Source organism: Delftia sp. 11MD (assembly GCF_050907895.1).
Classification (GTDB): Bacteria; Pseudomonadota; Gammaproteobacteria; order Burkholderiales; family Burkholderiaceae_C; genus Comamonas; species Comamonas tsuruhatensis.
Genome location: NZ_CP194333.1, coordinates 318,179 through 342,255, shown reverse-complemented (window position 1 = coordinate 342,255; position 24,077 = coordinate 318,179). Strand labels below are relative to the sequence as shown.

Here is a 24,077-nt window from a genome sequence, read left to right as displayed (position 1 = left end):
AGGCTCTGAAAAATCTTCAGATTCCCAGCTGAAATTGACCGAATATCGAAGTCGAATCAATTGCAATACGCTTTATCGTCTCGGCTTGCTTGCGATTCAATATTCCGTCAGGGCGGCTGCCCATAGATCGCACATGACCTCCTTTCACGGACTCATAAGAATCTCAACTCCTATTTTCTATACAACTTTCAAGCCATTCACATATTCTTTGAAGCGCGTCAACGCGATGCGAAGGCCGCCCTGAGACAGAAAATGAATGATCAGCTCCAGGGTAGAGAACCATTTCCGTCTTAACGTTTCCAGCACAGGCCAATTTCACATAAAGCTCTTCCGTCTGTGACTTTGGACAACGCTCGTCTTCCATACCCTGTATGAATAGCGTGGGAGCTCTCACGTTATCCATAAGAAACGTTGGCGACAATCGATACGCAAGCTGGTGGAACTCAATCTTCTTCGCATCTATGGAGTAGGTGTCAGAATAATACCCACCGTCGGAAGTACCAAAATGAGACTCGATATTCCCGACCGGGGCGCACACAACAGCAGCGCTAATCCATTCACACTTTCCAATGCTATAGGCTGCCATGAAACCTCCATAGGAGGTTCCACTGACCGCGATGCTGTCGCCAACTACCCCCTCAATCTGCAGCTGCTTCACGATGGCCAGATGCTGCGGCAAATCAAGTTCACCCCATTTGCCGCGCAGCCTGTCCGAGAACTTTCTGCCATAACTGCATGATCCAACCGTGTTGGCTGACAATATCGTCCAACCAGCGCAGGCTAATATCTGCCAATAGGAATGGGCGGAAAACCTCAAATCTACGTAGCTTGCCGGCCCGCCATGGAAGTCAACAAGCAGCGGCCCCTTCGTTTTTCTTTTTCTCTCGATACCGCCTTGCAGTTGCAACACCCAGCCGTCTATATCCTCCGTTCCGCCATCGCCGTCAGGCGCGCAAAAGCTCCTATACATCACAGCCAGCTTGTCTCTTTCATTCCACCAAGCATTGAAGCTGCTGATTTTCTGCTCTTGCTCCCCGCCGATTGCCTTGTAATAGACTTCCTGCGGGCTTGCCGGATCTTCTGCCGTGTACACAAACCCATCCCCTAGGGCCAATGAATCCAGATGACGGTTGCCTTTGGCAATCACTTTGCATTGCCCCTCCGGCACCGAGATCAAAGCGGCGGACTGCACACCCTCGCGCGCCTGTATGAAACCGACCGAATTACCACTTCGGGTCCAGCACAGGTCTCCGGGAACCACCTCCAAGGATTCGGAGCCCAGCCCTTTGACCTCTTTGGTTTCCAGATCTATCAACCAGAGCCTACACTGGGGATCACCTGAATTCAGGGAGCCCGTAAAGACTATCCATCGGCCATCGGGCGACCAGCTGGGTGATGAACTGTTGGCCTGGTCAAAGGACATGCGCTCAGCCCTGCGCACGTTGTCGTTCTCGACATCCAGCACCCAAATATCCGTACAGTGATATTCATTGGGTTTTTCTCGGGTTCTGGAAATGCATATTTTCTTTCCATCCGGGCTCCACGCCGCACTGCGGACCTCGTAATCTCCGGAAGTGATCTGAGTCGTCTGCCCATCGTTCACATCGACGACGAACAGGTGACTGCGGGTGTCGAGGATGTAGCCTGTTCCGTTGAGCTTGTAAGGAAGCCTCCAGCACAGCTTCGGAGAATCTGGATCTGGCGCCTTGGCCTTGGCCCCGTCGTCCCGGACGCATCCTTCGTGACGCTGGTTGGGGTCAACGGTGACATTGCCTATCACCAGCAGCCTGTCCCCGGTGGGGCTCCAGCGCGTATCCGAAGCGCCGCGCGCAAGGCTAGTGAGTTGGCGAGGCTCTCCACCATTGCAAGGCAGGAGATAGACCTGGGACGAACCTTGGTTCCGGTTGGACAGATAAGCGATCTGGGAAGCATCGGGGGACCATCGAGGCCCGCTGTCAAGACTCGATCCCCAGGTAAGCTGTCTGGGCTCTTCGCCCACCGGGGAAATCAACCATAGACACGAAAAATACTCATCCTTTTCCCGGTCGGCTCCTTTCACGGAGCAGACAACTTGGTTCTCCGCGGAAACATCAAGTCCGGAAACAACTCTTTCAAGATACACATCTTCCGGAGTAAAGGACTGGGTCATGAAGGCTCCTACTAGGTTGAAAAGTGCTTGGCATATCAAAAGCCCCGCAAGGCATTAAAGCTACTCATTGCCTCTGATGGACTTGTCGTGTATTTCTCGGATTTTCCTGCAACGCCCCGGAATAAAATCCCAGACCATGATTCATGTTCTTGCGGTTTTGCTTTGACATAATCCACTCCTAGAGATTTCGGAAAAATCAAAAAGCGAGATGCACTCACAACCTTTGCGAATAATCTGCATAGGCAGAGTTACCCTGTCCGGCGAACTCTGTATTTCATTCGTGTTGTCATTGAACAGACTAAGGAGTTAGTACCACCTTGCGACAAGATTCTTCCTGCTTTTCGAATATTTCATAACCTTTGACAATCTCGCTCAAGTCCATGCGATGCGAGATAATTACTTCAGGCTTCATCAATCCGTTAGCAATGTGATCAAGCAGATCGGGGAGGTATTTCTGAACATGCGTCTGCCCCATCTCAAAGCACAGCCCCTTGTCAAAGGCATCTCCAAAAAGAAAGCCGTGGATGAAGCCCGCATAAACGCCGGGAACGCTGACCACACCGCCGCGTCGGGTAGCCGCAATGCACTGGCGCAGTGCCTTCCCGCTGGAGCCCTCGATTTTCAGAGTGGTGAGTACGGTCTCCACGGCGCTTCCCTTGGCCTCAAAGCCCACAGCGTCAATCGTGGCATCCACGCCTCGGTGGTGGGTATTTTCAAGAATAAATTCGGCAGGATCATCAATATCCGAAAAATTGATAGGTATCACGCCATATGTTTGTTTTGCAAATTCCAGACGGTCAACGTTATCGTCCACCATGAAAATCGTTTCAGCCCCCAGGAAGCGCGCACATAGTGCGCTCATCAACCCTACAGGTCCAGCACCAAATATAGCTACCGTGGACCCCTTGGAGATACGGGCATTGAGTGCCGCCTGATAACCGGTAGGCAAGATATCCGACAGAAAAAGCACCTGATCATCACCCAAAAAATCCGGTATCAGAATTGGCCCAGCGTTGGCCCGAGGAACTCGAGCATATTCCGCCTGTCCACCCGAGTACCCGCCGTACAGGTGGCTGTAGCCAAACAGTCCAGCTCCAGGCCTTGCAGACTTTTTGTTGATAATGGCCCCGCGCCCCGAATTGGTTTCTTCGCAAGCAGCAAAAAGTGATCTATTACAGAAAAAACATTCGCCACAAGCAATGACGAACGGCACGACTACCCTATCTCCCTTTTTCAGGTGCTTTACACCTCTTCCTGCTTCCTCGATCACCCCCACGAATTCATGTCCCAGAATATCACCGGTCTCCATTTCAGGAATCTTTCCACGATAGATATGAAGGTCTGAGCCGCATATAGCAGTAGCAGTTACCTTGATGATGATGTCCTCCTCATCTTGCAGTTGAGGATCTGCCACCGTTTCGTAACGAACATCCTTGGAACCGTGGTAGGTAAGTGCCTTCATCAGAATCTCCGTCGTTAGATTAACTGCCACTGAAATTGAGTTTCAACCTCAAGTGGTGGGGCAATTTTTGTGCCCGCAATGTCAGGCGAGTAGAACCCTACTGCCGAGCTTGCAGCAAGACTCGCGCGCCAGAAGAACGGCTGCGGAACTGTAGGCATTTGCCGCACGGACCCTGATTCAGACCTCCCCATGCATTTATCGGGATAGTGCCTAAGCTGCGACAGTCCAACAATTACAGAAAGATGTACAAAGTGCATCCTCAGCTGGAGAATCCAATAGCGCAACTGGAAATCCTGTGGTCTATCGCTTGAGCTGTTGACAGCCATCTCGTGATGTCTTGCCGAGGTACTGAGGAATATTTTCGAGCTTTGACAGAATTGAGCAATTTCTCTGAGATCTTAGAATTTCTCTATCACCTCAATGTCGTAGGCAGGTCTTAAGCTTGCACCGATTTGTTAATAATGGCAACAGTTGAAATAAATTGGGCACCGGTGAAACTTTCTCATCCAAATGAATGAGAATTTTTATTCTTGATACCTTAAGGGGGCAGCGTGCAAAATCAACCCGACACGAATGCAACGGATGAGGATCTAGGAGCGCTCCCCCTTTACGGCATGCGCATCTTGGTTGTGGATGATGACTCCGATATCGCTGAGACGATGGCAGCACTGTTGGAAATGGACGGCGCCGAGGCTTCGCCATGCACCAGTGCAAGAGAAGCCTTGAAAAAACTTGCGCAGGGTTCCTGGAACGTTGTCCTCTTGGACATTGGGATGCCTGAAATGGACGGAATGGAGGTGGCCCAAGTAATTCGAGACTCAGCGCTAGGCGCGCGCCTTTTTATCGTGGCCATTACGGGACATAGCCAGGCACAGATGCGGTGCCGCATAGCTGAGACAGAGTTCGATCTGATTTTTACCAAGCCAGCTGATCCAGAACATCTGTGTCGAGCACTTGGAGCTTGGTGGAACGCTCCTGCAAAGGTGTAATGGATGCTGGACCGATTCGATAATATTTCGCATGCACAGGAGCGAAAGTTACGGTTAACGGAGAGCAATATGAATGTTTACCAAACCCACGCCAAGAAAAATGCCAACTTGGCTGCTGCCCTTGAAGGGATGTCTTATCTTCCGCCCGGGGATGCACGTCCATCTCGTGACTATGTTGAGGGTCTCCCGAGTCCCGACTGCGAAATCGAAGTGGTCTTGCGAAATGCTCATAGCCTAGGCTCTGAGGAACTCAAAGCTGCTGAGCATGCTTTCAAGACAGCCATGTTGACCATCTTTGGCGGTACCTATGGGCTCTATGACGGGTATGTCGCCAGTTTGGGATGTACAGAAAGCGCCAAGGATTGGCGTGCCAAGACTGCGCTTGCACATGCAAAAGTCCAAGAGGTCATCGCGCATGAATCTGGTGAGGCATTGAGGCTCGGTCAAGCTGGAGGCGCATTTTTCCAAATAACAATCACGCACAAGATGTAGTTGACCTCTACACTGGTATGGCAAGGTTTTCCGCTGCTTCATCAGTGTCTGTACATGCTATCGCTTGCCGCGGTTCAGCGTGAGATATGGCAAGCTTCGCTATTGCATAAAGGATCAGGTCTTTAATCATCCCTCTCCATCCGCCCAGTTGATGCTCTTACAGAACACTTGAATGACTGGCGAAGATGCCGCAAAGCAAATGCTTTTCTTGAAGGATTTTCAGCTGCCGTACAATCGCTCTCACCCACACGCTATATCCTGACATCCGTGCATCGGTGGCAGAAAGCATGACACACATATCGGTGGCAAATCCCACGATGATCAATTTCTCCGCTTCCATGCGATCGAGGAGATGCTGAAGCGGAGTGGAATGAAATGCCGAATGCTGGGGTTTCAATATCACGAGATCTGTCTCACTGGGGGCGAGAGTCCGCGCTATCTCGCCACGAGGTCCAGGCAACCCCATGCATTCGACAAGAATATCAGAAAACTCGCTCTGCCAAGTTCCATAGTTGTCATTAGCATAAATTGCCGGAATATTACGACTTTTAAGCTTGGCTTTAAGCTTCGAGATCCTGGATGCCGCTCGTACTGCCTCGCGAACCAAACCGCCGGCATTCGGGAATTTAAATGGGTTGATTACATCAACCAGCAACAGAACCACCGGACTACGAGGCACGTCGGTAGGCTTTAAAACCTGACTACGCGGCATTTTGGTCGTCAGAGCATAGATTTGCGCTGCTGCTCGGCACGCGATGCACCAATGGCAGTCTCCACTTGCTTGATCTCTTCAGGCGGTGGCAGGACGGCCGGCAGACCGAGGCTCTGAATGGCGAGTTCACGGCACCAGCCCTTTGTGTGATAGAGATGATGATCTTCATCCTTCTCCACCCGCGCATGCGCTTCCTTGAGCGCCTTACCTGTCTCACCGGTGGCCACTTCCGCCACCATGCCCAGTAGCTCCCAATTTGCGTGGTCCTTGGTCTCCGCATGCACCACACATTCGCAAGCAACTAGCTGCGCTGCACTGCGATCACCGGCAGTGAGCGCCAGTTCCATGGCCTTTACCAGCGACAATCCGATGTGCTTGACCACCTGGCGCGAAGGCGTCACTTCGTCCGCATTAATGCTCAGGAACTCACATGTCGTGCGGACAACGTTCTGGTGGCTTAACGTCTCTTCCAGATACTTTTCCCATTCCTCTTTCAGGTCCTCGTTGATGGCACATTGCAAAGCCGTCCGATAAACCTGTTCTCCGCCGAGCTCCGTTTCCATCATTTGCAGCAGCAAATCCTTGAGCTGGACTTCGTCATAGCGTGTCTTGGGCATCATCGTTCTCCAGGGCGAGTGATAGGGATATTGATATTCCTACCGATAGCCATTAATTTCTGTAGGCCTGCACGGACGATGATGTAGTATTTTTCAGAGAATTTCTGTATGAAGAGCTTGCGCAATTGGCGCGATCGGAATCTACTGCTCTCCCTTTGCACGACCAGATGCTCTCAAGATGCACCTGTTTCTACCCAAACGTTTCGCGGCATACAGAGCTTGGTCTGACAGGTCAATCAGCTTCTCGGAGGTCAAATTTGTGTCGTTCCAGTCTGCCGTTGCCACGCCACAGGAAACGGTAACTATTCCAATATCGCTGCCTGCATGGACAAGCATCAGACTTTCAATTCTTTCTCTCGCACTATTTGCCACTTCCAAGGCACCTTGCCCATCAGTATCCGGAAGAATTGCGAAAAATTCCTCGCCTCCGTAGCGTGCCAAGATGTCTCCAGGTCGCCGCATAGCTCCTGAAAGGGCTGATGCCACCTGTCTTAGGCAATCGTCACCGGCCAAGTGACCATAAATATCGTTGTAATTCTTAAAATGATCTACATCGAAGATTATTGTTGATAGTTTGCGCTGATACCTACGGCTTTGTCCAAAAATCTCTGCGAGCCGTATGTCGAACGCTCGCCTATTGAATATACCTGTCAGACCATCTTGATCCGCGAGTTCGGCAAGCTGTTGGTTTTTCCGCATGATTTGCTCATGAGCGTTATGCAGCGCACGGTCAGCCTCCCGACGGACCTTCATGCTACGGAAAACATAGCTTCCAGATAGCGCGATAACTGTAATTAGTAATAGTAAACAAATGGCTTGCACTTGGGTAGCGCTACGCCAGTGAGACAGAATTTCCTCCTCTGAGAGCGCTACTGTCACAAAGAGAGGATTACTTCCCAGATGCTCGAAGATGACGAGTCGTCTTATTCCATCGAAAGGGGACGCTAGCAATAGCATTCCGGCCCGTTCATTCTTTGCTATATTCAAGAGTGGATTATTTGGAATGGTTCTACCCAAATCCTCAACGGAATATGGTCGTCGTACAACGAGAATACCATCAGCAAGACTCAGTGAGATGGCGCCCTGTTCCCCGATATCGAATCCATCCAAAAGAGTCAATAGATATCCAACTCTAATCGTAGCAAGAACAACACCCGCAAATCTTCCGTTAGCATCATTGAGACGCTTGGAAACCGGAATAATCCATTCACCCGTGGAACGACTCTTCAACGGCTTACTGATAAGCACTTTTTTGCTCGGGCTATCGCGATGGCTTATAAAGTACTCGCGGTCTGAATTGTTTGCGTTCGGTGGTTGAGTCGCCTGTGTGTGTACGAGCCAATTTCCATTGGCATCATATACAAATATTCCATGCAAATAATCGGCGTTTCCTAGATGGTTGACCATCAATGGCTGAAGCGACTCAAGGGCCGACGGCTCCATATCTGCTTGCTCAATTATATATTCTATGGTGTTAAGTACCCGTGCGACCTCGCTGAACACACTGTCTAATTGATGTGCAACAGAATGCCCAAGATTCCGAGAGGTTTTTGCGGCCTGAGACCAGGCGTCTGCATGTGCACGCCATGCTAGCCATGCGTTGGTGGCGACCAACAGGAAAGTCAAAAGTCCGAGGGATAGTGCAGCAGCTAAGAAAGGGCGTCCAATCAAGCGCTGTAGTGGGCGCTGATGTCTCTCATCTTGAAAAGGAGGCGTCATACTGCTGATTTTAACGAGGTATCAGCCTAGTAAGATGAGCGCACAGACCACCATCTGATCAAAATACCTTGGCTTGCACAGTCGAGCATCCTAGGCGTAGCGGGAAAACCCGGCAATGGTGTTTTGACATATCGATTCAACAAGAGCGTTTACCCGCACACGGTTTATCTCCGCTCGTCGCGTGCGAGAAAAGAATTTCAAATGCATGAGCCGTTGATTAACTGTGACGGGAAATCAGGTCAAACTCGTGTTGAACCATGGATGCTGCGTGCCTGATAGCTGCCCGAAGCTCGGGGTCACCTGATTCAATGTTGACGACCCAATTGGACGCACAAGCATCTTGTTGCAAAGGTAGGGCCATTATCGAGATGCCTGGTAAATTCTTCACATGAAAATGGACAGAATACTGACTGCTAAATAGTGCTTGGTATATCGCCGAGATCAACTCCTCAGGCGTCTTTTCCTTCCTGGTCATAAAATCACCTCATGAAGGTAAGCGAAAAACTTTAGCCCCACCATGGTGCAAGAAATATCGCCACGTCGTATAGTTCAAAGACTATATATGCATTTATTGTTAAATCATTCTCCAAAATTAATTATTCTCAGGCCAACATTTATTCGTTTCCTGAAAATCAATTTCTAATGGGGCAACGGCAATCAGAAGCTCCCGAAGACCATCACCCACTCTTCAAAAATCCCTGCCACCATATTTACAATTTTTTTGAACACAATATTGCAATAGTTGGCGAGTTTTACATCGCAGAAATAAAGATCCTCAATTAAATCCAACCGATTTTTGGCTCTTACTAGGACCACCAACATCGGCGCGAGAAGACGATGCAATTTTACGCACCTATCCTGCGGTAGGAAAGGATTTTGTAAATAAACGATAAAGCCTCTTGAGAGGTCGCCACTGATAGCGCCCGATAATTTGTGTTGAAATGGTTCAACCTACAATAGTGTCATTAAAATCGAAGTTCGGCAGGATGGCGGGCACCAGAATATCTTGGAAGCTGTTTGCAATTCGGATTACCCGGGGGCGGAGATTTGCCCAGCTGTGTCAAATTACTTGAGTCTCTTTCCATCGAAACTGTAGGCTGCAACGATATCACCGCACCGAAAATAGTGGCATATGCAGTATCAGCCGCATCACGTCCTCTGCCGATCCTTATGAAATTCTTCGTATCTCCTGTGCTTATCGGATCTAACAAAACCCACCCACCGCTCAGGAAAGCCTCCACGCAGGCGTGGAAAGTTGGCATAGGTTGGCTTTGACCTTCTGTAAAACTTATGCCAGTGACCAAACGGGAAGGTATGTTAAGAGCCCTCAGAAAACTAATAGTGAGGTGGGCAATCTCGCGTCCTCCGCCTGCCCGGTCAATCATGGTGTCGAGAGCGGATGTTGTGGTGGCCCCGGCTGCGGGGTAATAGGCTATATAGTTCCTTACCCAAGCCCTGACTGCGGCGATTCGCTGGAGTCCAGGTTCAGATTTGCCAAAGTTTCTATAAGATATTGCAGCTAGCTTATCTGACTGACAGTATCTGCTGGGATATAAATATGGCAGAGTGCTTGACGGTAGCACACCAATAGGGACCTCGTTATATTCGCGAGATTGGAAAACACGCTGTGTTAGTGAAAAAGTAGAGTTATAGAGCAGCTCAAAATTCCCTTGATCTGCATGGAGATGAAATACACGATTTCCACGTCGTAGCCGGGCTGGCAATTTGTACTCAACGGGTTGATTGATCTTCATGGCCTCGTCAAGAATAACTTGCTGTTTGTCGGCCGCGACAGGGAAGCCAAATATAAAGTCAGCGCCACTTGCATCACGAACATCGTAGACGAACCGCATTTCGACACTGTATATTTGCATGATATTAAACACTCGGGATATTGAAAACGCTCTCCCCAGTGTCTGCCAAATTTTGGCACCTAGGCAAGTAGGCGGAAGCCGCAAACGAGCCAATCCGGTAAGGGTAAAAATTGCGGTTTCGGTATTAGTTGCAGAAAATATTGCGCCATTCAATATTCGCCCAGACGCCATCTCTAGAACTTATCAACCTCCTCCTACATTCTTATTGCGAGCTCACCTTATCCTCTGATTTTCTTAACCCAGGAGATCACGATGAAAAAGACGGGCAAGGTATCCGGGGACAGCGTCAAGGCGGCCCCAGCACGAAATACAGATAGTGGTCCTGCTTCTATACAGGCAGTGGACCAACTGTCGGAAAAATCTCTTCAAACTGAGACGCTTGCTGCCGGCCGCCCTTACAACCCGATCAAGGCTGGCGAGCATGGCTTTGACAGCGGGACACGACCTGCTCCTGGCGCTGTGAGTGCTTCTGCGTCGCGCCTAGCAACCGCCAGCACCTTGTCCGAGCAAAATTCCTCAGCCAAAACAGGTACGGAGGCTGTGCAGGGCAACAATGCCACCGTAGACACGCTGGACCGAGTGCGTGTGGATGCGGCGGGTCAGGTGCTGACCACCAACCAAGGCGTGGCTATTGCGGACAACCAGAACTCGTTGAAGTATGGCGAGCGCGGGCCCGTTTTGCTTGAGGACTTCATTCTCCGCGAAAAGATCACCCATTTCGACCATGAGCGCATCCCCGAACGCATCGTTCATGCGCGCGGCTCCGGCGCCCACGGCTTCTTCGAGTGCTATGAGCCGCTTACTGAGCTGACACGTGCCGCGCCCTTCCAAGAGGCAGGCAAGATCACGCCAGTGTTTGTGCGCTTTTCGACGGTGGCTGGAGAGCGCGGCTCCAAGGACACGGCACGTGACGTGCGCGGGTTCGCAGTGAAGTTCTATACCGACGAAGGCAACTGGGATCTGGTTGGCAACAACATGCCGGTTTTCTTCATCCAGGACGCCATGAAGTTCCCCGACCTGGTGCATGCTGTCAAGCCTGAGCCACATCACCAGATGCCGCAGGCCGCGAGCGCCCATGACACGTTCTGGGATTTCGTCTCGCTCATGCCCGAGTCCACCCACATGCTGATGTGGCTGATGTCGGATCGCGCCATCCCCCGCAGCTTCGCCACGATGCAGGGTTTTGGCGTGCACACCTTCCGCTTCGTCAATGCAGAGGGACAGTCGGTCTTCGTCAAGTTCCACTGGAACCCCAAGGCGGGCACGCATTCGCTGGTCTGGGACGAGGCGGTCAAGATCTCGGGCGCGGACCCGGACTACAACCGGCGCGACCTGTGGGAACGCATCGAGGCCGGCGCCTATCCTGAATACGAACTTGGCGTGCAGGTCTTCACCGAGCAAGAGGCCGATGCGTTCAGTTTTGACATCCTCGACGCCACCAAGCTCATCCCCGAGGAACTGGTTCCCGTGCGCCCGATAGGCCGCATGGTCTTGAACCGTAACCCCGATAACTTCTTCGCCGAGACGGAGCAAGTGGCGTTCTGTGCTGCGCATGTGGTTCCAGGCATCGACTTTTCCAACGATCCCCTGCTTGCCGGCCGCATCCACTCCTATGTGGACACCCAGATCTCGCGGCTTGGGGGCCCAAATTTCCATGAGATCCCAATAAACACCCCTTTGACACAGGTACATAACAACCAACGTGACGGTATGCATCGGCAGGCCATTCACCGTGGCAAGGTAGCCTACGAGCCCAATTCTCTGGGCGGCGGTTGCCCCTTTCAGGCAGGTGCTGCCCAAGGATTTGTATCCGTTCCTGCACGGATCGAAGCCAGAGCGGCCCAAGGAAAAGTGCGTGCGAAACCCGAGAAATTCGCAGACCACTACACACAGGCCAAACTTTTCTTCGATAGCCAAAGCCCGGTTGAGCAGGCCCACATCGCGGCAGCCTTCCGTTTCGAGCTGAGCAAGGTCACGGTTCCTGCCATCCGTGAACGAATGGTGTCTTCCTTACGCAATGTCTCTGAAGAGCTAGCAAACCAGGTAGCCGCTAAGCTGGGCATCACGGAAATGCCCGAGCCGATGCCCAAGGCGCTGACCAGCGCTCCTGCAGCTGAGGTGAACATGTCGCCCTCGTTGTCGCTCCTCGCGCGACCTGGAGAAACAGGAATCCAGGGGCGCAAGGTTGCAATTTTGGTTGCCAATGGCGTTGAAGCCGAGAGCCTGCTCAAGCTGCATAGCAAGCTCTTCGAGCTGGGAGCGGTGCCACGTTTCGTTGCCCCTCACATTGGCCCGTTAACCACCAGTAAGGGTGCGGTCATCGATGCCGATGCGTCACTGGAAAACGAACCAGGATTCCTATTCGATGCTTTGGTCTTGCCTGATGGGGAAATGGGCGTCAAGGAACTGGCTAGGGATGGTCACACACTTGAATTTATCAAAGATCAATATCGCCATTGCAAACCCATAATGGTCATGACCGCTTCCACGGTTCTTATGCACATGGCACAAATCCCGCCGCTCCTGCCTTCAGGCAATGAAGATCCCGGGATCGTGGTGGGGATTGACGATTCAGCAATCGCACAGTTTGTATCTGCAATTGCGCGCCATCGACATCCCGAACGCGAAACCGATCCCCCTGCTGTGTAGCGGATTCGTTGTTTTACATATGCCTGGAGACCATACGGTCTCCAGCATTACCCGAGCACATCATGTCTAAAACGAATACTCCAAATAGCTCGGCCAAAGACGTGCTGGGTTCAATGCCGGACACGTCCAGTGCCTCTTACGCTGACAGGTCCCCAATACTGACGGCATTCGACCATTTTGCAAGCAAAGTGACACGGTGGGCTGGTTCCCCAGTTGCTTTCTGTTTAGCGTTAGTTTGCGTGCTTGTCTGGGCTGCCGCAGGACCAGTGTTCTCTTTCTCAGAGTACTGGCAACTGGTGATTAACACCGGCACGACCATTGTCACATTTCTTATGGTTTTTTTGATCCAGCAAAGCCAAAATAAGGACAGCGTCGCACTACATCTTAAACTTAACGAGTTACTGGCGGCGAGTAAATCTGCCAGCAATCGTATGATTGGGATTGAGGACCTCGATGAAGAGCAGCTTCGTGAAGTCGCAAATTTCTATGATCAACTGGCAACTCAGGCTCGCGCACAAAAAGCATGCAAAGAAATTCATTCTATTGACGAAGAATTGACACAAGCCTTGAACAGAGAGTAGCGACAGAAACCAATCGACGTGCGCCCACGCAAAAGCTGTTGTCGAGCGTATTGCGGTTTTTCCAAGGTTGCGGATCGCAAGCGAGCCATTCAGTTTGCGGTGGTGTTGTTCAATGCTGCCGCCAGATACCGTGCCGTGCGCGAGGCGGTGCAACGTGCCACCTGATGCGGCGTCCCAGTCGCTACGATGCTTCCACCTTGTGTTCCCGCACCAGGACCAATATCGATCACCCAATCGCTGGAGGCAACGAAGTGCATGTCATGTTCGACCACCACGACGGTATTGCCAGCCTGGACCAATGCGTCCAGCTGCAGCATCAGGCGGTCCACGTCGGCCGGATGCAGGCCCGTCGTAGGTTCGTCCAGTACGTACAGGGTATGGCCGCGCTGGGTACGCTGCAGCTCGGTGGCAAGTTTGATGCGCTGAGCTTCACCCCCTGACAGCTCTGTCGCGGGCTGGCCCAGACGCAAATAGCCCAGCCCGATGTCGCGCAGCGCATGCAGCGGCCTCAGCACGGCTGGCTCGGCGGCAAACGCCTCGCAGGCAGCGTCCACCGTGAGGCCAAGTACATCGGCGATGCTGAGCCCGTTCCATGTGATGGACAGTGTGTCGGAGTTGTAGCGCGCGCCGTGGCAGGTGGGACACGGCGCGTACACGCTGGGCAGAAAAAGCAGTTCGACGCTCACCAAGCCTTCGCCCTCGCAGGTGGAACAGCGGCCTTTGGCGACGTTGAACGAAAAGCGGCCCGCGTCATAGCGTCTTTTACGCGCTGCCGGTGTAGCTGCGAAGAGCTTGCGCACGGCATCAAACAGGCCGGTATAGGTGGCAAGGTTGGAGCGGGGCGTACGGCCGATCGGTTGCTGGTCCACGCGCACAAGCCGGCGAACGTGGTCTGTGGCCCCGCCAAGTCGGCCTGAAGTAGTGGCGCCTTCATCTGTCATCGTGATGGAGACCGAGTCATCGCCGTCCGCTGTGGCATCAGGCGGCCCGTCGGCCAGGCTTTCACCTTCACTCGACGCAAGAGGCTGCCCCAAGTGGGCGGTGACCAACTCCAGCAGTACTTGGCTAACCAGGCTCGATTTGCCCGAGCCGGAGACGCCGGTCACAGCAGTCAGGCACGCTGTGGGGAAGGCCACGTCGACGCCACGCAGATTGTGGCGGTGTACACCCTGCAGCGTCAGCCAACCCTGACTTCGATCTTCGGGTTTGGGGGTGCGCCGCTCGCGGCGTGAACGCGTGCCGTCCTCGAACAGGTAGCGACGCGTCTGCGACTCGGATATCTCTGCGAGCCCTTCGGGCGGGCCGCTGTAGAGGACGCGTCCCCCACGCTCGCCGGCCCCGGGGCCTACATCCACCAGCCAGTCTGCGCGCTGCATGGTGGTCACGTCATGCTCGACCACGAAGATGGAATTGCCAGCGTCCTTCAAGCGTTGCAGAGCAGTCAGCAGCGAAGCGGTGTCGGCCGGGTGCAGTCCGGCAGACGGCTCGTCCAACACGTACACCACGCCGAAGAGTTGCGATGCCAACTGCGTGGCCAGCCGCAGGCGCTGCAGCTCGCCCGGTGACAGCGTGGGCGTAGCCCGGTCGAGCGAGAGGTAACCCAGCCCCAGTCCGGTCACGGCCTGCACGCGGACCAGCAGTTCCTGAGCGATGCGCTGTGCAGCCAGCTGCTTTTCGGGCGAGAGGTGGGGCGTGCGGCGCACATCGGGTGCGGCTGCATGGGCGCAGGCGCCGTCCGCCTTCCGTTGAAGTGCAGCGCGCTTGCGTGCAGCAGCAGTCATGGCAGCACCGGCATCGCCCGTCACGGTTGGAGTGGTCGCGCCCTCGGCCACAGGTCGGAGCACATCGGCCAAGGCGTCAAGGGGCAGGCGAGCCAGATCGCCAATGTCCAGGCCGCAAAAGGTGACAGAAAGCGACTCGGGCTTCAGCCGCTTGCCATGGCAGACTGGGCAGCGCGTCCCCACCATGAACTTGGACACCTTGCGCTTCATCATCGCGCTCTGGCTGGTGGCAAATGTCTGCATCACATAGCGACGTGCGCCGGTGAATGTGCCCATGTAGCTGGGCTGCTGGCCCGCTTGGCGCGCGCGCCGAACCTCGTCAACCGTGAGTCCCGGGTACACCGGCACGGTGGGCTGCTCGTCGGTGAAAAGGATCCATTCGCGCGTCTTGCGCGGCAGATTGCGCCAAGGCACGTCGATGTCGTGCCCCAGCGTTGTGAGAATGTCGCGCAGATTTTGGCCCTGCCAGGCGCTTGGCCAGGCGGCAACGGCCCGCTCGCGCACGGTGAGCGAATCATCCGGCACCATGGACGCCTCTGTCACGTCGTAAAGACGGCCCAGTCCATGGCAATGCGGGCAGGCGCCCTGCGGGGTGTTGGGTGAAAAATCCTCCGCATGCAGCATAGGTTGGTGCGCGGGGTACGCTCCAGCACGGGAGTAAAGCATGCGCACCAGGTTGGAAAGAGTGGTGACGCTGCCAACCGACGACCGCGCCGTGGGTGCGCCACGATGCTGCTGCAGAGCCACTGCAGGGGGCAGACCATCAATGCCATCAACCTGCGGAACGCCCACCTGGTCGATGAGTCTGCGCGCATAGGGCGCGACCGATTCGAAGTATCGGCGCTGCGCCTCGGCATACAAGGTGCCGAAGGCGAGCGATGACTTGCCCGAGCCGGACACCCCAGTGAAGACCACAAGGCAGTTGCGTGGAATCACCACATCCACGTTCTTCAGGTTGTGCTCGCGCGCGCCACGAACACGAATGCAGCCATCGGTGGGGTGGGACACTGCCGTGGGATCGTTGTGCGCAGGAACTGGTGCGGGAGTCGTCGCAGATTCTGAAGAGGGGGATGGAAGAGGCATGGGCGAGTGGTCGGGTTGTCGCAAGGACCGCTGGCGGGCTGGGCTACTGGCATCAGTGTCGTGGTGCAGGCAGTGGCACGCCGTAGGCGGATGCCCCTTGCCCCCCAAGGTCACCGACCACGATCACATCGCATGGCGTGAAAATGCCGAAATGACAAGCATGTCCACAGGCATCTCGGCCCCCTACATCCCTGCGTCTTCGCCTCGCAGCGCTGACGTGGTTTTGTACCTTGACCTTGACGGCGTAGTTCACCACGAAGCCGTGCTTTGGCACCCCCGATGTGGCATCTACATGAGTCCATACCAAGCCACTGGGCACTCCTTGTTCGAGTGGCTTCCCATTTTGCAAGAAGAACTCGCCCCGTACCCGCAAGTCTCCCTTGTGCTCAGCAGTACCTGGTGCATCCGCCCTGGTTATGCCAAGACGCTGCAGCGATTGCCGGAACAACTGCGTACCCGTTTCATTGGTGGCACTTTTCACAAGCGTGTTCATGGAGCGGATCCATGGATCCTGGCGAGCTTTAGAAACACTTCGCGTGGCCAGCAGATCTTGGAAGACGTGACACGCAGAAAGCCCAGGCAATGGCTGGCCTTAGACGATGACATTGAGGATTGGCCCACCACTATCCTGGATCGCTTGGTGGCGTGTGATGGCAAGACAGGACTTTCTGATCCGCAGACGCTCATGGCGCTTAGAGACATGCTTCAGAAATGTGATGCAGCGCTAGTCGGCAACCATTGAAAGTCATAGGGTCTTCTTCAAACGCATTGACCCAGAACTTCCAAAAATCAACGCCCACCGTGCGCCTCGCGGCAGGGCACAAGCCGCCGTGCAGCTGCGCAAGGCGCCTCGCCGGCCCTAGTCCGCGCACACTCAAAAAATCGGACTGCTGCCTCACCATTTAGCGAGCTAGGGGGTAAAGCTCACATTTCTATCCTCGCAATCGAGGAGGTGTATGTCCCAAGCGAATGGCGATGTCGCGCTGGGTGGACGTCAAGGCCGGCCATATTAAATGCACCCTACTCTCGTCCATTGAGAGCAAATCCGATCTTTGCTTGGCAGTCTTTAGAGTGATCTTAAAAAATCCGGGATTATGGTCTATTTGATTAATCTTGAGTCGCCACAAAACGACGAATGCATATTTCGGCGTTAGATTTTTATTCTTCCTGAGATAGGTAAGTGCATTTTTTAGAATGTCGTTGTTCTCAGTCGCAGCCACCCTCTCCAGCGCATTGATACAAGATTCCATGCGCATTTGTTCTTCGAGACGATTCAGTCTACGTTTGGCTTCCTCTGGTGAAAGCCTGCGTCCTTGTTCGAAAACAGAGACGTTGAATCGCAAGATGCAATGTGATCCGACCCATAGATGGTGATTCGTTAGCTGATTCTTTATACGGAAATGATAGCGAAGGCCGTCTTGCTCGCACAGTTCACAGATCTCATCTTTATGATCATGATCAATTACTTCATCGGTGAATAACCATTCTTCAAATGCTTCGGGAAGGGTTGAGCCCACAGATAAGGGAAGGATATTATCTCGAACGCGTTGCGAGTAACTCTGCATAACTGGTTAACTCCTTGGATCGTTAAAGAACTCAACTAGACCATGACGATGATGGGTGTAAGCCTTTGGGCACCCGCCAACACTACAATTGCAGCGTGAACACAATATTCTTGGACTTTGATGGAGTGATCCATCCCGAGTTCTGCCACGAGTCAAAGCACTTGTGTTGCTTGCCTGTGTTCGAGAACGTGCTGCGACGTTGCACGGATTGGGACGTGGTCATCACAAGTACCTGGCGCCTTCAACGCTCGCTTGAGAGCCTGCGCTCACTTTTTTCCGATGATGTTGCTTCACGCGTTCATGATGTGACACCTCGCTTTGCGGAACTTCACGACGTTCCAAATTCCCTTCTTGCCTATGAACGTGAGGCCGAGTGCAATGCTTGGCTTCGGGACAACGATCGTATGGTGTTTCCCTGGCTTGCGATCGACGATAGATCCTGGCTTTTTCGCCCCTTCAATAGATCCGTATTCCTTGTGGATGGAAGGACTGGTTTGACTGCTGTCACAGCGGAAGAACTTACAGAGCGGTTATTAAGCCTGTAGAGACAAGGCGCACTTCAGAGAAGTTTTCGTCGGACGTAGTCAGCACTAAGCACACCATTTTCGAACTTGTGTTTAATGCGTCCCCTTACTACTGAATTTTCCAGATTTCTCCAGTCCCCATTATTCCAGCGACCCTTTGTCAAAACAGCAAGCTTTAGGATTTCGCTCAGACTTTCTTCTGGAAGCCTCGCACCGTTTTCAATAGGCTTGACTATCAGAGCATAGAAGGCTTCTTCATCCAGAACTTCAAGTTCAAAGAAATACTGTAATGAGCCATCAGGCAGCTCAATTTCACTCACCCAGCACAGCCGTCCTCTGGCATCGTCTCCTCTACCCACAATGGCCCAAGGAATATCTGTCGTTCCAAGTTTAGTAGGGAGCATGCAATATACTGCACTCCCAACAGCGACAGGATTTATTAATCCATAGTCCAATCTCTGTTTAATGACTTTTTCTTTCTCAAGCTGCATGAAACACGCGGCCAGAGCGCTGAATCTGTTCTTTATTCCGCTTTGCGCGTGGGCGCTAAGGGAAGCGCTGCTGAGGCTTCCCGACGAGGATTTATGCCCGGTACCATGGTTCTTTTTGCGTTTGTATGATTTTTCATCAGATTTTATGGCCTGATCTGTAAAAGTAACCTTTTTATATTCAATCCTCATGTCAGGTAAATCAGACCACATCTCGTTGATCGCAAGATGAGATACATAATTTCCCAGCCTGGTATCTGCTGGCGGATGGATAACCACAGGGTCTCCGTTTAAGCCTTTGGGTTGTCCTGCAGGCTCAGAAAATGCTTGTGAAGACTGCTGCGAATTTATCGGTATTTTTTGGTTAGCCAGGACACGAACGAGAGGCACGGGAGGAGGCGGAAATTCAGAGTTATAAATCCACATCACTAGAATTGCCCCGCTTGAAAGCTGTTGACCAAGAAATGACAGTGTTATATCGTCTTTTTCCTTGTCTTCAGTCCAGTGCGGATGAACTTGAACCCATGGGTGACTTACTCCCGACCTCCGGGAGTTTTGTATGCCCACAAATATGCCCTGTGCCTGCTTGTTGGCGTATTCAGAAGTCTGGAAATGTGCAATGGCGCGGCAGCTGATGGAAGACAATTTTTGTTTTGTTAGGATCTTATAGACATCACCCTCTGGCGTGAATCCCGTTTCACTTCCTACAATTAAATTCTCCAACTCATTGTTCCAATGATTGGATAGTAACGCATTTGATAAAAAGGAGCATACGCCATAAAATCTCCTGAAGACCTCGTAGGCAGGAATAATAAGTTCCAGTCCCGTGTCACTATAGCAACGATAATATGGCGCATCTCTAAGGTCGTGAAGCTGTCCAGCTATGTCTTCGCCGCTCAGGGGAAATTCTTGTATACCGTAGTGCCCGTGGATACGGATGTAGTCTTTTGGATGAACAAGTATCCACTTTTGCGGGGGAATGCGAAGGTTTTCAATCTTGATTTGATCACCCATGATCAAACCATGTTGTCTGGTCATATCGTGCCAGAACGAACCCAACGGGAATGCTGGCAAAGAACCCGCTGATTCAATCACCGACAACAGGCTACAAGCTCCGCTGGCTCTTCGGGCATAGGCAAGACGCTCAGGCTCATGATTATCAATCTCAGCAAACCACAGCTGCACGCGTGGCGTCTCCATCTCATCAATTTTGGGGAGTATTTTGGCGGCGCCAACCAATCGGTACAAAGTGTCATTCAGAGGTAGGCGGGCGAATTGGGTATCTGAAACGGGAGACATGCTGGACTGATGAAGTGCACGAGAGACTAGGCGAAAGGCCAGCGCTTGGCACTGACGGCCAAGTACAGTTAGGGCATAACGTTCTTCGGGTATGCCTAAGCAGTGATGTCAACAGCGTTGACGATTGCGATTTCTGTGGCGATCGGCGTATAGAGATCTACTGGCACGTCCACCTCTTGGATGGGGCGCAGTGAAACGACCAACGAATACCTGGTGGACTTGCCGGCGCGTTCGGCTCCTGGCCAGTCCTTCCACCAACCGCCAATGGGGAACACTGCGATGTGCGACTTCTCACGCAGCTGTGCCGCAGTCCCCCTCCAGACATCGCTATGCACAGAGCCTCTAGCGCGTAGCACTGCCCCGATGTGCCACTCGTTCATATCGGGGTCCGACAGGCTTTCGTCTTCGTCAAAATCTTCAAGGCGATCGAGCTTGTTGATTCGTTGGTTGAAGCGCACCTCATCTTCGCTGGCACCTTTGACAGCAAATCTAAGCCCATGAGACTGATATCGGAATTTGCTCTGCCACCCTCTGCGGCTGGGGTTCGGTTCTACAAAGAAGGATAGAGTTACCCTCATCTCCACCGCAACTTCACCTAAGGCCTCTAGCTCATCGGCTGGCCAAGGTAATTTGTGCAATTTCAGCTCTTTGAGTTTGACCTTGCTCTTTTCAAGCTGATACGGAACGATTGTGTCCTGAACGATGAGAGTGGGAGCGTCTTCAGCCGAAGCCAAGGAATTTTGCAGAGAGACTTTGCCGAAGCCATAGGTGCGCAAGAGTTCCCTCATGTCCCTTTTCTTCGCGCCTCTCGGCAGCTGAGCCAGCATTTGGGGCGTGAAGCGCGCGCCGTGAATCACCAGGGCACGAACGGTTTCTTCCCAATAGTGTGGATACCTAGCTCTTATGTGGGCGCAAATTCGTGCCACTTCTGCGGCTGCTGCACTGGTGTCCCCTGTTTCCGCAAAAGGCCCCTGGTGCATTCTGTGTGATGTCGTCAATATTCGTAAGCTGCTAGGCCCCACTGCAGGAACATTGGTGTCATCAATCGTCGCATTTCCACCTTCCGCTACAACGTCTGGCTTCAAGGGCCATGAATTTCGCCACAAGCGCGATGTAGTCGATGCCGGGGAGAGTGCACCCCCCTGTGCGATGAGCGCGTACGTCGGCCAGCGCTGAATGTCCAAATAGGTCAGGTCAGTGCAGGCACCTACGGTAAGGCCATTCCAGGACTGGCCAGGGTCCTCGATGGAAGTAGAGTGGTTGATATCGGGGTACTGAGTCCAACCCTGCCAGGGCACGTTTCCTGCGGACATCACGAACAGCCGCTGTTTGAGCGCAAAGTCCGTACCCCAGCTGATGCCCTTGGTGTAAGGGTCAAGGCCGTTCAAGCCAAAAGCCAATTGATCCACGCACGCCGACCATTCGGTAGGCATCCCTGCTCCGGGACCGATCGCTGTAGTCATGGTCACAAAAATGCGTGAGCGTCCCGGATTCTTCTGTTCGACCTTGTCCACTGCTTTTGCCATGATCCAGCCGTACAGATGTGGTGGATTAGCTCCTGCAGGCGGGAAGATTTTCACCGACTCCATTCGATGAGGCACATCGAGCTTCTGATCATGCGCCAAAGGTGCCACCAGGTCGCCGTGACAGATGACGCCTGCCATCTCGGTTCCATGTCCATCTACATCCGTACCTGGACCCCACTCCGCATCCACCGCCATCACGTCCTCATGGGCGACAGCCTTCTCCAGCAGAGGATGGGCTCGGTTCACACCCGTGTCGAGCAAGGTGACATAGGGGCTTGTGCCTGGCTCGGCGAATGTGCATCGTTGCAGCAGCTCTTGCACCCAAGGGGCCTGCTCACGAGGCGCAAGATCTGAAAGAAAGAACTCTGCGTGTGGTTGAACGTACCGTATCTCGGCGATCAGATCCAACAGTCTGAGTGCGCCCTCCAATGCTTTGCGAGTCGTCCATGCTGCAACTACAACGCGACCAGGGAAGCTGAGGTAACTCGTTTCGACCTGAATACCGAACTGCACGGCAGCTGCTTGGAATGCCTTTGCTGTTGCGCTCGCTGTCCGGGCACCGTTGCGCAACCAGATTTGCAGCCAAGTTGCTTTCTCAGGCGCTGGTGGTGCCGCATCCTCTGTCCACAACTCTGCAAAGGCCGCTCCACGAATTTTCTCTATTGCATTGACGAGCTGTGTATGGGGAGGCTTCCCATACTTTGTCATAGGGCCGCTCAGGTACTTCCTTACCCGAGTCTCAAGCGCACTCAGCTTGCCTTCCGGAACATGAAGCGCAACGACTTGGGCTCCGCCACCGGACTGCGCAACAGTTAAAACCTCTATTTCGTCTTTGCGCCACTCGAGGGCTTTGACATCAAATTTCGCCTGAGCCGAAAACTCGATCGCAATGATCATTCCAGTGGACGTAGTCAGCCCGCGCTTTGCACGCTCCAAGGAAAGAGCTTCTGCGTCTAGCCGTAGTTTCGCGAGTTGACGCAGCAACGCGCTGCCATGCTGCTCCCGGTCCCGCTGAAGCTCCGATGGCTTGGGAAACGAGTGTGTCGACTGGAAGCTTCGGTCGGTAGTGAATCCCGTAACTGACAAATGATCGAGATCTGGCATGGTGAGGGCAACGATTCATTTTGTTACCTCAATGTACCAGACCGGCCGGCCGGACGGCCGGGCCGATCAGTTGTGCAGCTGGCTTGCAGCTCGCTCCTGCAGGTGGGTGAGAACGCTTTTTTCTGAAATGCTCGATCGTTCGTCAAGGATGGCGTCCTTGATGGCGTCCTCACAAGCCTTGGTGATTTCGGAGTGGGAAAGCCCCACTGCACGGGGGACCAGATTTGACCAGTTCAAGTCTGCAGGAGCCATCATCGCCAAACGATTGCGCAGCAGTTCATCGACTTGCGCTTCGTCTGGGGTGGCATATCGAATCACATCGTCGAAGCGGCGAAAGAGCGCAGTATCAAGAGAAGCTCCGTGGTTCGTTGCCGCCACGATGATGCTGTCCGAGGTGTCCTGCTCGATCAGCTGCAAGAACATGTTCAACGTGCGGCGCATCTCTGCAACGTCATGCTGCCCCCCCCGCTGCATGCCCAGCGAGTCGAACTCGTCAAAAAAGTACACACCGCGGGTGATCTTGAGAGCTTCGAAGACCAAGCGAAGCTTAGAGGCGCTTTCCCCCATGAACTTGGTGATGAGACTGTCAAACCGCGCGGTGAAAAGCGGCAGCTTCAGCTCCGTAGCGAGCACGGCAGCCGTCATCGTTTTGCCTGTGCCGGGAGGCCCTACCAACAAGAGCTTGCGGCGAGCCGCCAATCCATGCTCACTGAGACGCTCATGCTGACGCTGCTCCAGGAGCACGCGTTGCAGCTTCTGCTCCACCTCCCTGGACAGGACCATGTGCTTCAAAGGGTGCTGAGGGTACTGCGCTGTCAGCAGCTCAGCCAGTTCGCCGCGAGGCTGCACAAGAGGCAATGTCCGTGCGCGCGCACGGGGGGCAGCAGGGGCTCGCGCCTTTTCAATGAGCTCTCGCAGCTCCGCTGCAAGTTTTGAGTGACCACGGCGAGCTTCATCCGCAGCGACTTGAAGTGCCACGGAGATGAACTGTGCGTCTTCGTTACCTGCGTAGGCTCTGAAAAGCGCTTTGATTTGGTCTGCTCTTGCCATGTTGTTTCTAATTTTGATTGTAGGTGAGGCTACTATCAAATTGTGCTATTGTTGCACATATGATGTATCTATAGCACATCAATGAGTATTCAAACGTTCCCTACACGACAAAGTGAACTGATCAGGCAGGCACGAGGACAGCGCACCCAAGCCGAATTCGCGAAGCTCCTTGGCGTAGATCGTTCTTGTTTGTCGCGGTACGAGCGCGAGCAACTCGGTGCCCCGACATCCGTCATCAACCACTGCCTCGGTGCGATAGCAGCACAGTCGCGCTCCCCCGTTGCTGAAGTGGACCCTGTGCGCCGTGCACTGCGTTTGACTATCGACGCAACGAGGGAGTTGCAGATCGCCACGGCCCTGGATGCCCGTGAGCAATGAAACTGACGGCAGCAGGGACGGATGCTCCTTGCCGT

General features: G+C 53.4%; 18 protein-coding genes. 7 read left to right on the top strand and 11 right to left on the bottom strand.

Features of this window, described 5'->3' with window-relative positions:
• Positions 1-163: 163 nt before the first annotated feature.
• Together ACRSCF_RS01515 and ACRSCF_RS01510 are read right to left on the bottom strand one after the other, a co-directional pair.
• The gene (locus tag ACRSCF_RS01515; protein WP_154833156.1) at positions 164-2,149 is read right to left on the bottom strand and encodes a S9 family peptidase; all 1,986 of its coding nucleotides are present in this window, start codon (positions 2,147-2,149) and stop codon (positions 164-166) included.
• Between the two features lie 298 nt (positions 2,150-2,447).
• Positions 2,448-3,611, bottom strand: coding sequence for a zinc-dependent alcohol dehydrogenase (locus tag ACRSCF_RS01510; protein WP_324622884.1), 1,164 nt, complete (start codon positions 3,609-3,611; stop codon positions 2,448-2,450).
• Positions 3,612-4,162: 551 nt separating this feature from the next.
• Between ACRSCF_RS01510 and ACRSCF_RS01505 the strand changes: the two genes are divergently transcribed.
• The gene (locus ACRSCF_RS01505; RefSeq protein ID WP_046985312.1) at positions 4,163-4,600 is read left to right on the top strand and encodes a response regulator; all 438 of its coding nucleotides are present in this window, start codon (positions 4,163-4,165) and stop codon (positions 4,598-4,600) included.
• Positions 4,601-4,669: 69 nt separating this feature from the next.
• The gene (locus tag ACRSCF_RS01500) at positions 4,670-5,092 is read left to right on the top strand and encodes a hypothetical protein (RefSeq protein WP_152630152.1); all 423 of its coding nucleotides are present in this window, start codon (positions 4,670-4,672) and stop codon (positions 5,090-5,092) included.
• Positions 5,093-5,249: 157 nt separating this feature from the next.
• On the opposite strand, the gene ACRSCF_RS01495 is transcribed toward ACRSCF_RS01500, so the two are convergent.
• The 4 genes from ACRSCF_RS01495 to ACRSCF_RS01480 all read right to left on the bottom strand — a co-directional run bounded on the left by ACRSCF_RS01495 (position 5,250) and on the right by ACRSCF_RS01480 (position 9,993).
• A complete protein-coding gene (locus ACRSCF_RS01495) occupies positions 5,250-5,804 on the bottom strand; it encodes an isochorismatase family cysteine hydrolase (RefSeq protein WP_324622883.1) in 555 nt (184 codons plus the stop codon).
• An 8-nt stretch (positions 5,805-5,812) separates the two neighbouring features.
• Positions 5,813-6,421: a hypothetical protein gene (locus ACRSCF_RS01490; RefSeq protein WP_034366608.1), complete on the bottom strand. Its 609-nt coding sequence runs from the start codon at positions 6,419-6,421 to the stop codon at positions 5,813-5,815.
• Between the two features lie 141 nt (positions 6,422-6,562).
• Positions 6,563-8,140: a sensor domain-containing diguanylate cyclase gene (locus tag ACRSCF_RS01485; RefSeq protein WP_050042251.1), complete on the bottom strand. Its 1,578-nt coding sequence runs from the start codon at positions 8,138-8,140 to the stop codon at positions 6,563-6,565.
• Positions 8,141-9,105: 965 nt separating this feature from the next.
• Positions 9,106-9,993, bottom strand: coding sequence for a transglutaminase-like domain-containing protein (locus tag ACRSCF_RS01480; RefSeq protein WP_193726188.1), 888 nt, complete (start codon positions 9,991-9,993; stop codon positions 9,106-9,108).
• Between the two features lie 273 nt (positions 9,994-10,266).
• Between ACRSCF_RS01480 and ACRSCF_RS01475 the strand changes: the two genes are divergently transcribed.
• Complete coding sequence (locus tag ACRSCF_RS01475; RefSeq protein WP_034366588.1) at positions 10,267-12,663, top strand: catalase; 2,397 nt, start codon at positions 10,267-10,269, stop codon at positions 12,661-12,663.
• A gap of 62 nt (positions 12,664-12,725) precedes the next feature.
• On the top strand, positions 12,726-13,244 hold the full coding sequence (locus ACRSCF_RS01470; RefSeq protein WP_171249260.1) for a low affinity iron permease family protein: 519 nt from the start codon (positions 12,726-12,728) through the stop codon (positions 13,242-13,244).
• A gap of 89 nt (positions 13,245-13,333) precedes the next feature.
• Here the strand turns inward: ACRSCF_RS01470 and ACRSCF_RS01465 are convergent, their stop codons facing one another.
• Positions 13,334-16,108: an excinuclease ABC subunit UvrA gene (locus ACRSCF_RS01465; protein ID WP_034366585.1), complete on the bottom strand. Its 2,775-nt coding sequence runs from the start codon at positions 16,106-16,108 to the stop codon at positions 13,334-13,336.
• A 97-nt stretch (positions 16,109-16,205) separates the two neighbouring features.
• Between ACRSCF_RS01465 and ACRSCF_RS01460 the strand changes: the two genes are divergently transcribed.
• Entirely contained in the window at positions 16,206-16,850 is a 645-nt protein-coding gene (locus tag ACRSCF_RS01460) for an HAD domain-containing protein (protein ID WP_432675181.1), read from the top strand.
• Between the two features lie 190 nt (positions 16,851-17,040).
• On the opposite strand, the gene ACRSCF_RS01455 is transcribed toward ACRSCF_RS01460, so the two are convergent.
• Positions 17,041-17,673, bottom strand: a complete 633-nt coding sequence (locus ACRSCF_RS01455) for a hypothetical protein (protein WP_050042316.1) — start codon at positions 17,671-17,673, stop codon at positions 17,041-17,043.
• A gap of 95 nt (positions 17,674-17,768) precedes the next feature.
• Between ACRSCF_RS01455 and ACRSCF_RS01450 the strand changes: the two genes are divergently transcribed.
• Positions 17,769-18,218 (top strand): HAD domain-containing protein, encoded by a 450-nt coding sequence (locus ACRSCF_RS01450; protein ID WP_050042317.1) that lies wholly within the window; start codon positions 17,769-17,771, stop codon positions 18,216-18,218.
• Positions 18,219-18,232: 14 nt separating this feature from the next.
• Here the strand turns inward: ACRSCF_RS01450 and ACRSCF_RS01445 are convergent, their stop codons facing one another.
• From ACRSCF_RS01445 to ACRSCF_RS01435, 3 genes are all read right to left on the bottom strand, one after another.
• A complete protein-coding gene (locus ACRSCF_RS01445) occupies positions 18,233-19,984 on the bottom strand; it encodes a hypothetical protein (RefSeq protein WP_050042318.1) in 1,752 nt (583 codons plus the stop codon).
• A 95-nt stretch (positions 19,985-20,079) separates the two neighbouring features.
• Positions 20,080-22,614, bottom strand: coding sequence for a S8 family peptidase (locus tag ACRSCF_RS01440; RefSeq protein ID WP_154833140.1), 2,535 nt, complete (start codon positions 22,612-22,614; stop codon positions 20,080-20,082).
• A 66-nt stretch (positions 22,615-22,680) separates the two neighbouring features.
• Positions 22,681-23,664, bottom strand: coding sequence for an AAA family ATPase (locus ACRSCF_RS01435; protein WP_034366583.1), 984 nt, complete (start codon positions 23,662-23,664; stop codon positions 22,681-22,683).
• Positions 23,665-23,745: 81 nt separating this feature from the next.
• Between ACRSCF_RS01435 and ACRSCF_RS01430 the strand changes: the two genes are divergently transcribed.
• Positions 23,746-24,042, top strand: coding sequence for a helix-turn-helix domain-containing protein (locus tag ACRSCF_RS01430; RefSeq protein ID WP_050042346.1), 297 nt, complete (start codon positions 23,746-23,748; stop codon positions 24,040-24,042).
• Positions 24,043-24,077 lie beyond the last annotated feature (35 nt).

Bases quoted from the DNA above. Each gene is read 5' to 3' on its own strand.
- ACRSCF_RS01485 (WP_050042251.1), bottom strand. From the start codon at position 8,140: ATGACGCCTCCTTTTCAAGATGAGAGACATCAGCGCCCACTACAGCGC.
- ACRSCF_RS01445 (WP_050042318.1), bottom strand. From the start codon at position 19,984: ATGTCTCCCGTTTCAGATACCCAATTCGCCCGCCTACCTCTGAATGAC.
- ACRSCF_RS01475 (WP_034366588.1), top strand. From the start codon at position 10,267: ATGAAAAAGACGGGCAAGGTATCCGGGGACAGCGTCAAGGCGGCCCCA.
- ACRSCF_RS01440 (WP_154833140.1), bottom strand. From the start codon at position 22,614: ATGCCAGATCTCGATCATTTGTCAGTTACGGGATTCACTACCGACCGA.
- ACRSCF_RS01435 (WP_034366583.1), bottom strand. From the start codon at position 23,664: ATGGCAAGAGCAGACCAAATCAAAGCGCTTTTCAGAGCCTACGCAGGT.
- ACRSCF_RS01480 (WP_193726188.1), bottom strand. From the start codon at position 9,993: ATGCGGTTCGTCTACGATGTTCGTGATGCAAGTGGCGCTGACTTTATA.
- ACRSCF_RS01465 (WP_034366585.1), bottom strand. From the start codon at position 16,108: ATGCCTCTTCCATCCCCCTCTTCAGAATCTGCGACGACTCCCGCACCA.
- ACRSCF_RS01495 (WP_324622883.1), bottom strand. From the start codon at position 5,804: ATGCCGCGTAGTCAGGTTTTAAAGCCTACCGACGTGCCTCGTAGTCCG.
- ACRSCF_RS01470 (WP_171249260.1), top strand. From the start codon at position 12,726: ATGTCTAAAACGAATACTCCAAATAGCTCGGCCAAAGACGTGCTGGGT.
- ACRSCF_RS01455 (WP_050042316.1), bottom strand. From the start codon at position 17,673: ATGCAGAGTTACTCGCAACGCGTTCGAGATAATATCCTTCCCTTATCT.
- ACRSCF_RS01515 (WP_154833156.1), bottom strand. From the start codon at position 2,149: ATGACCCAGTCCTTTACTCCGGAAGATGTGTATCTTGAAAGAGTTGTT.
- ACRSCF_RS01500 (WP_152630152.1), top strand. From the start codon at position 4,670: ATGAATGTTTACCAAACCCACGCCAAGAAAAATGCCAACTTGGCTGCT.
- ACRSCF_RS01490 (WP_034366608.1), bottom strand. From the start codon at position 6,421: ATGCCCAAGACACGCTATGACGAAGTCCAGCTCAAGGATTTGCTGCTG.
- ACRSCF_RS01510 (WP_324622884.1), bottom strand. From the start codon at position 3,611: ATGAAGGCACTTACCTACCACGGTTCCAAGGATGTTCGTTACGAAACG.
- ACRSCF_RS01430 (WP_050042346.1), top strand. From the start codon at position 23,746: ATGAGTATTCAAACGTTCCCTACACGACAAAGTGAACTGATCAGGCAG.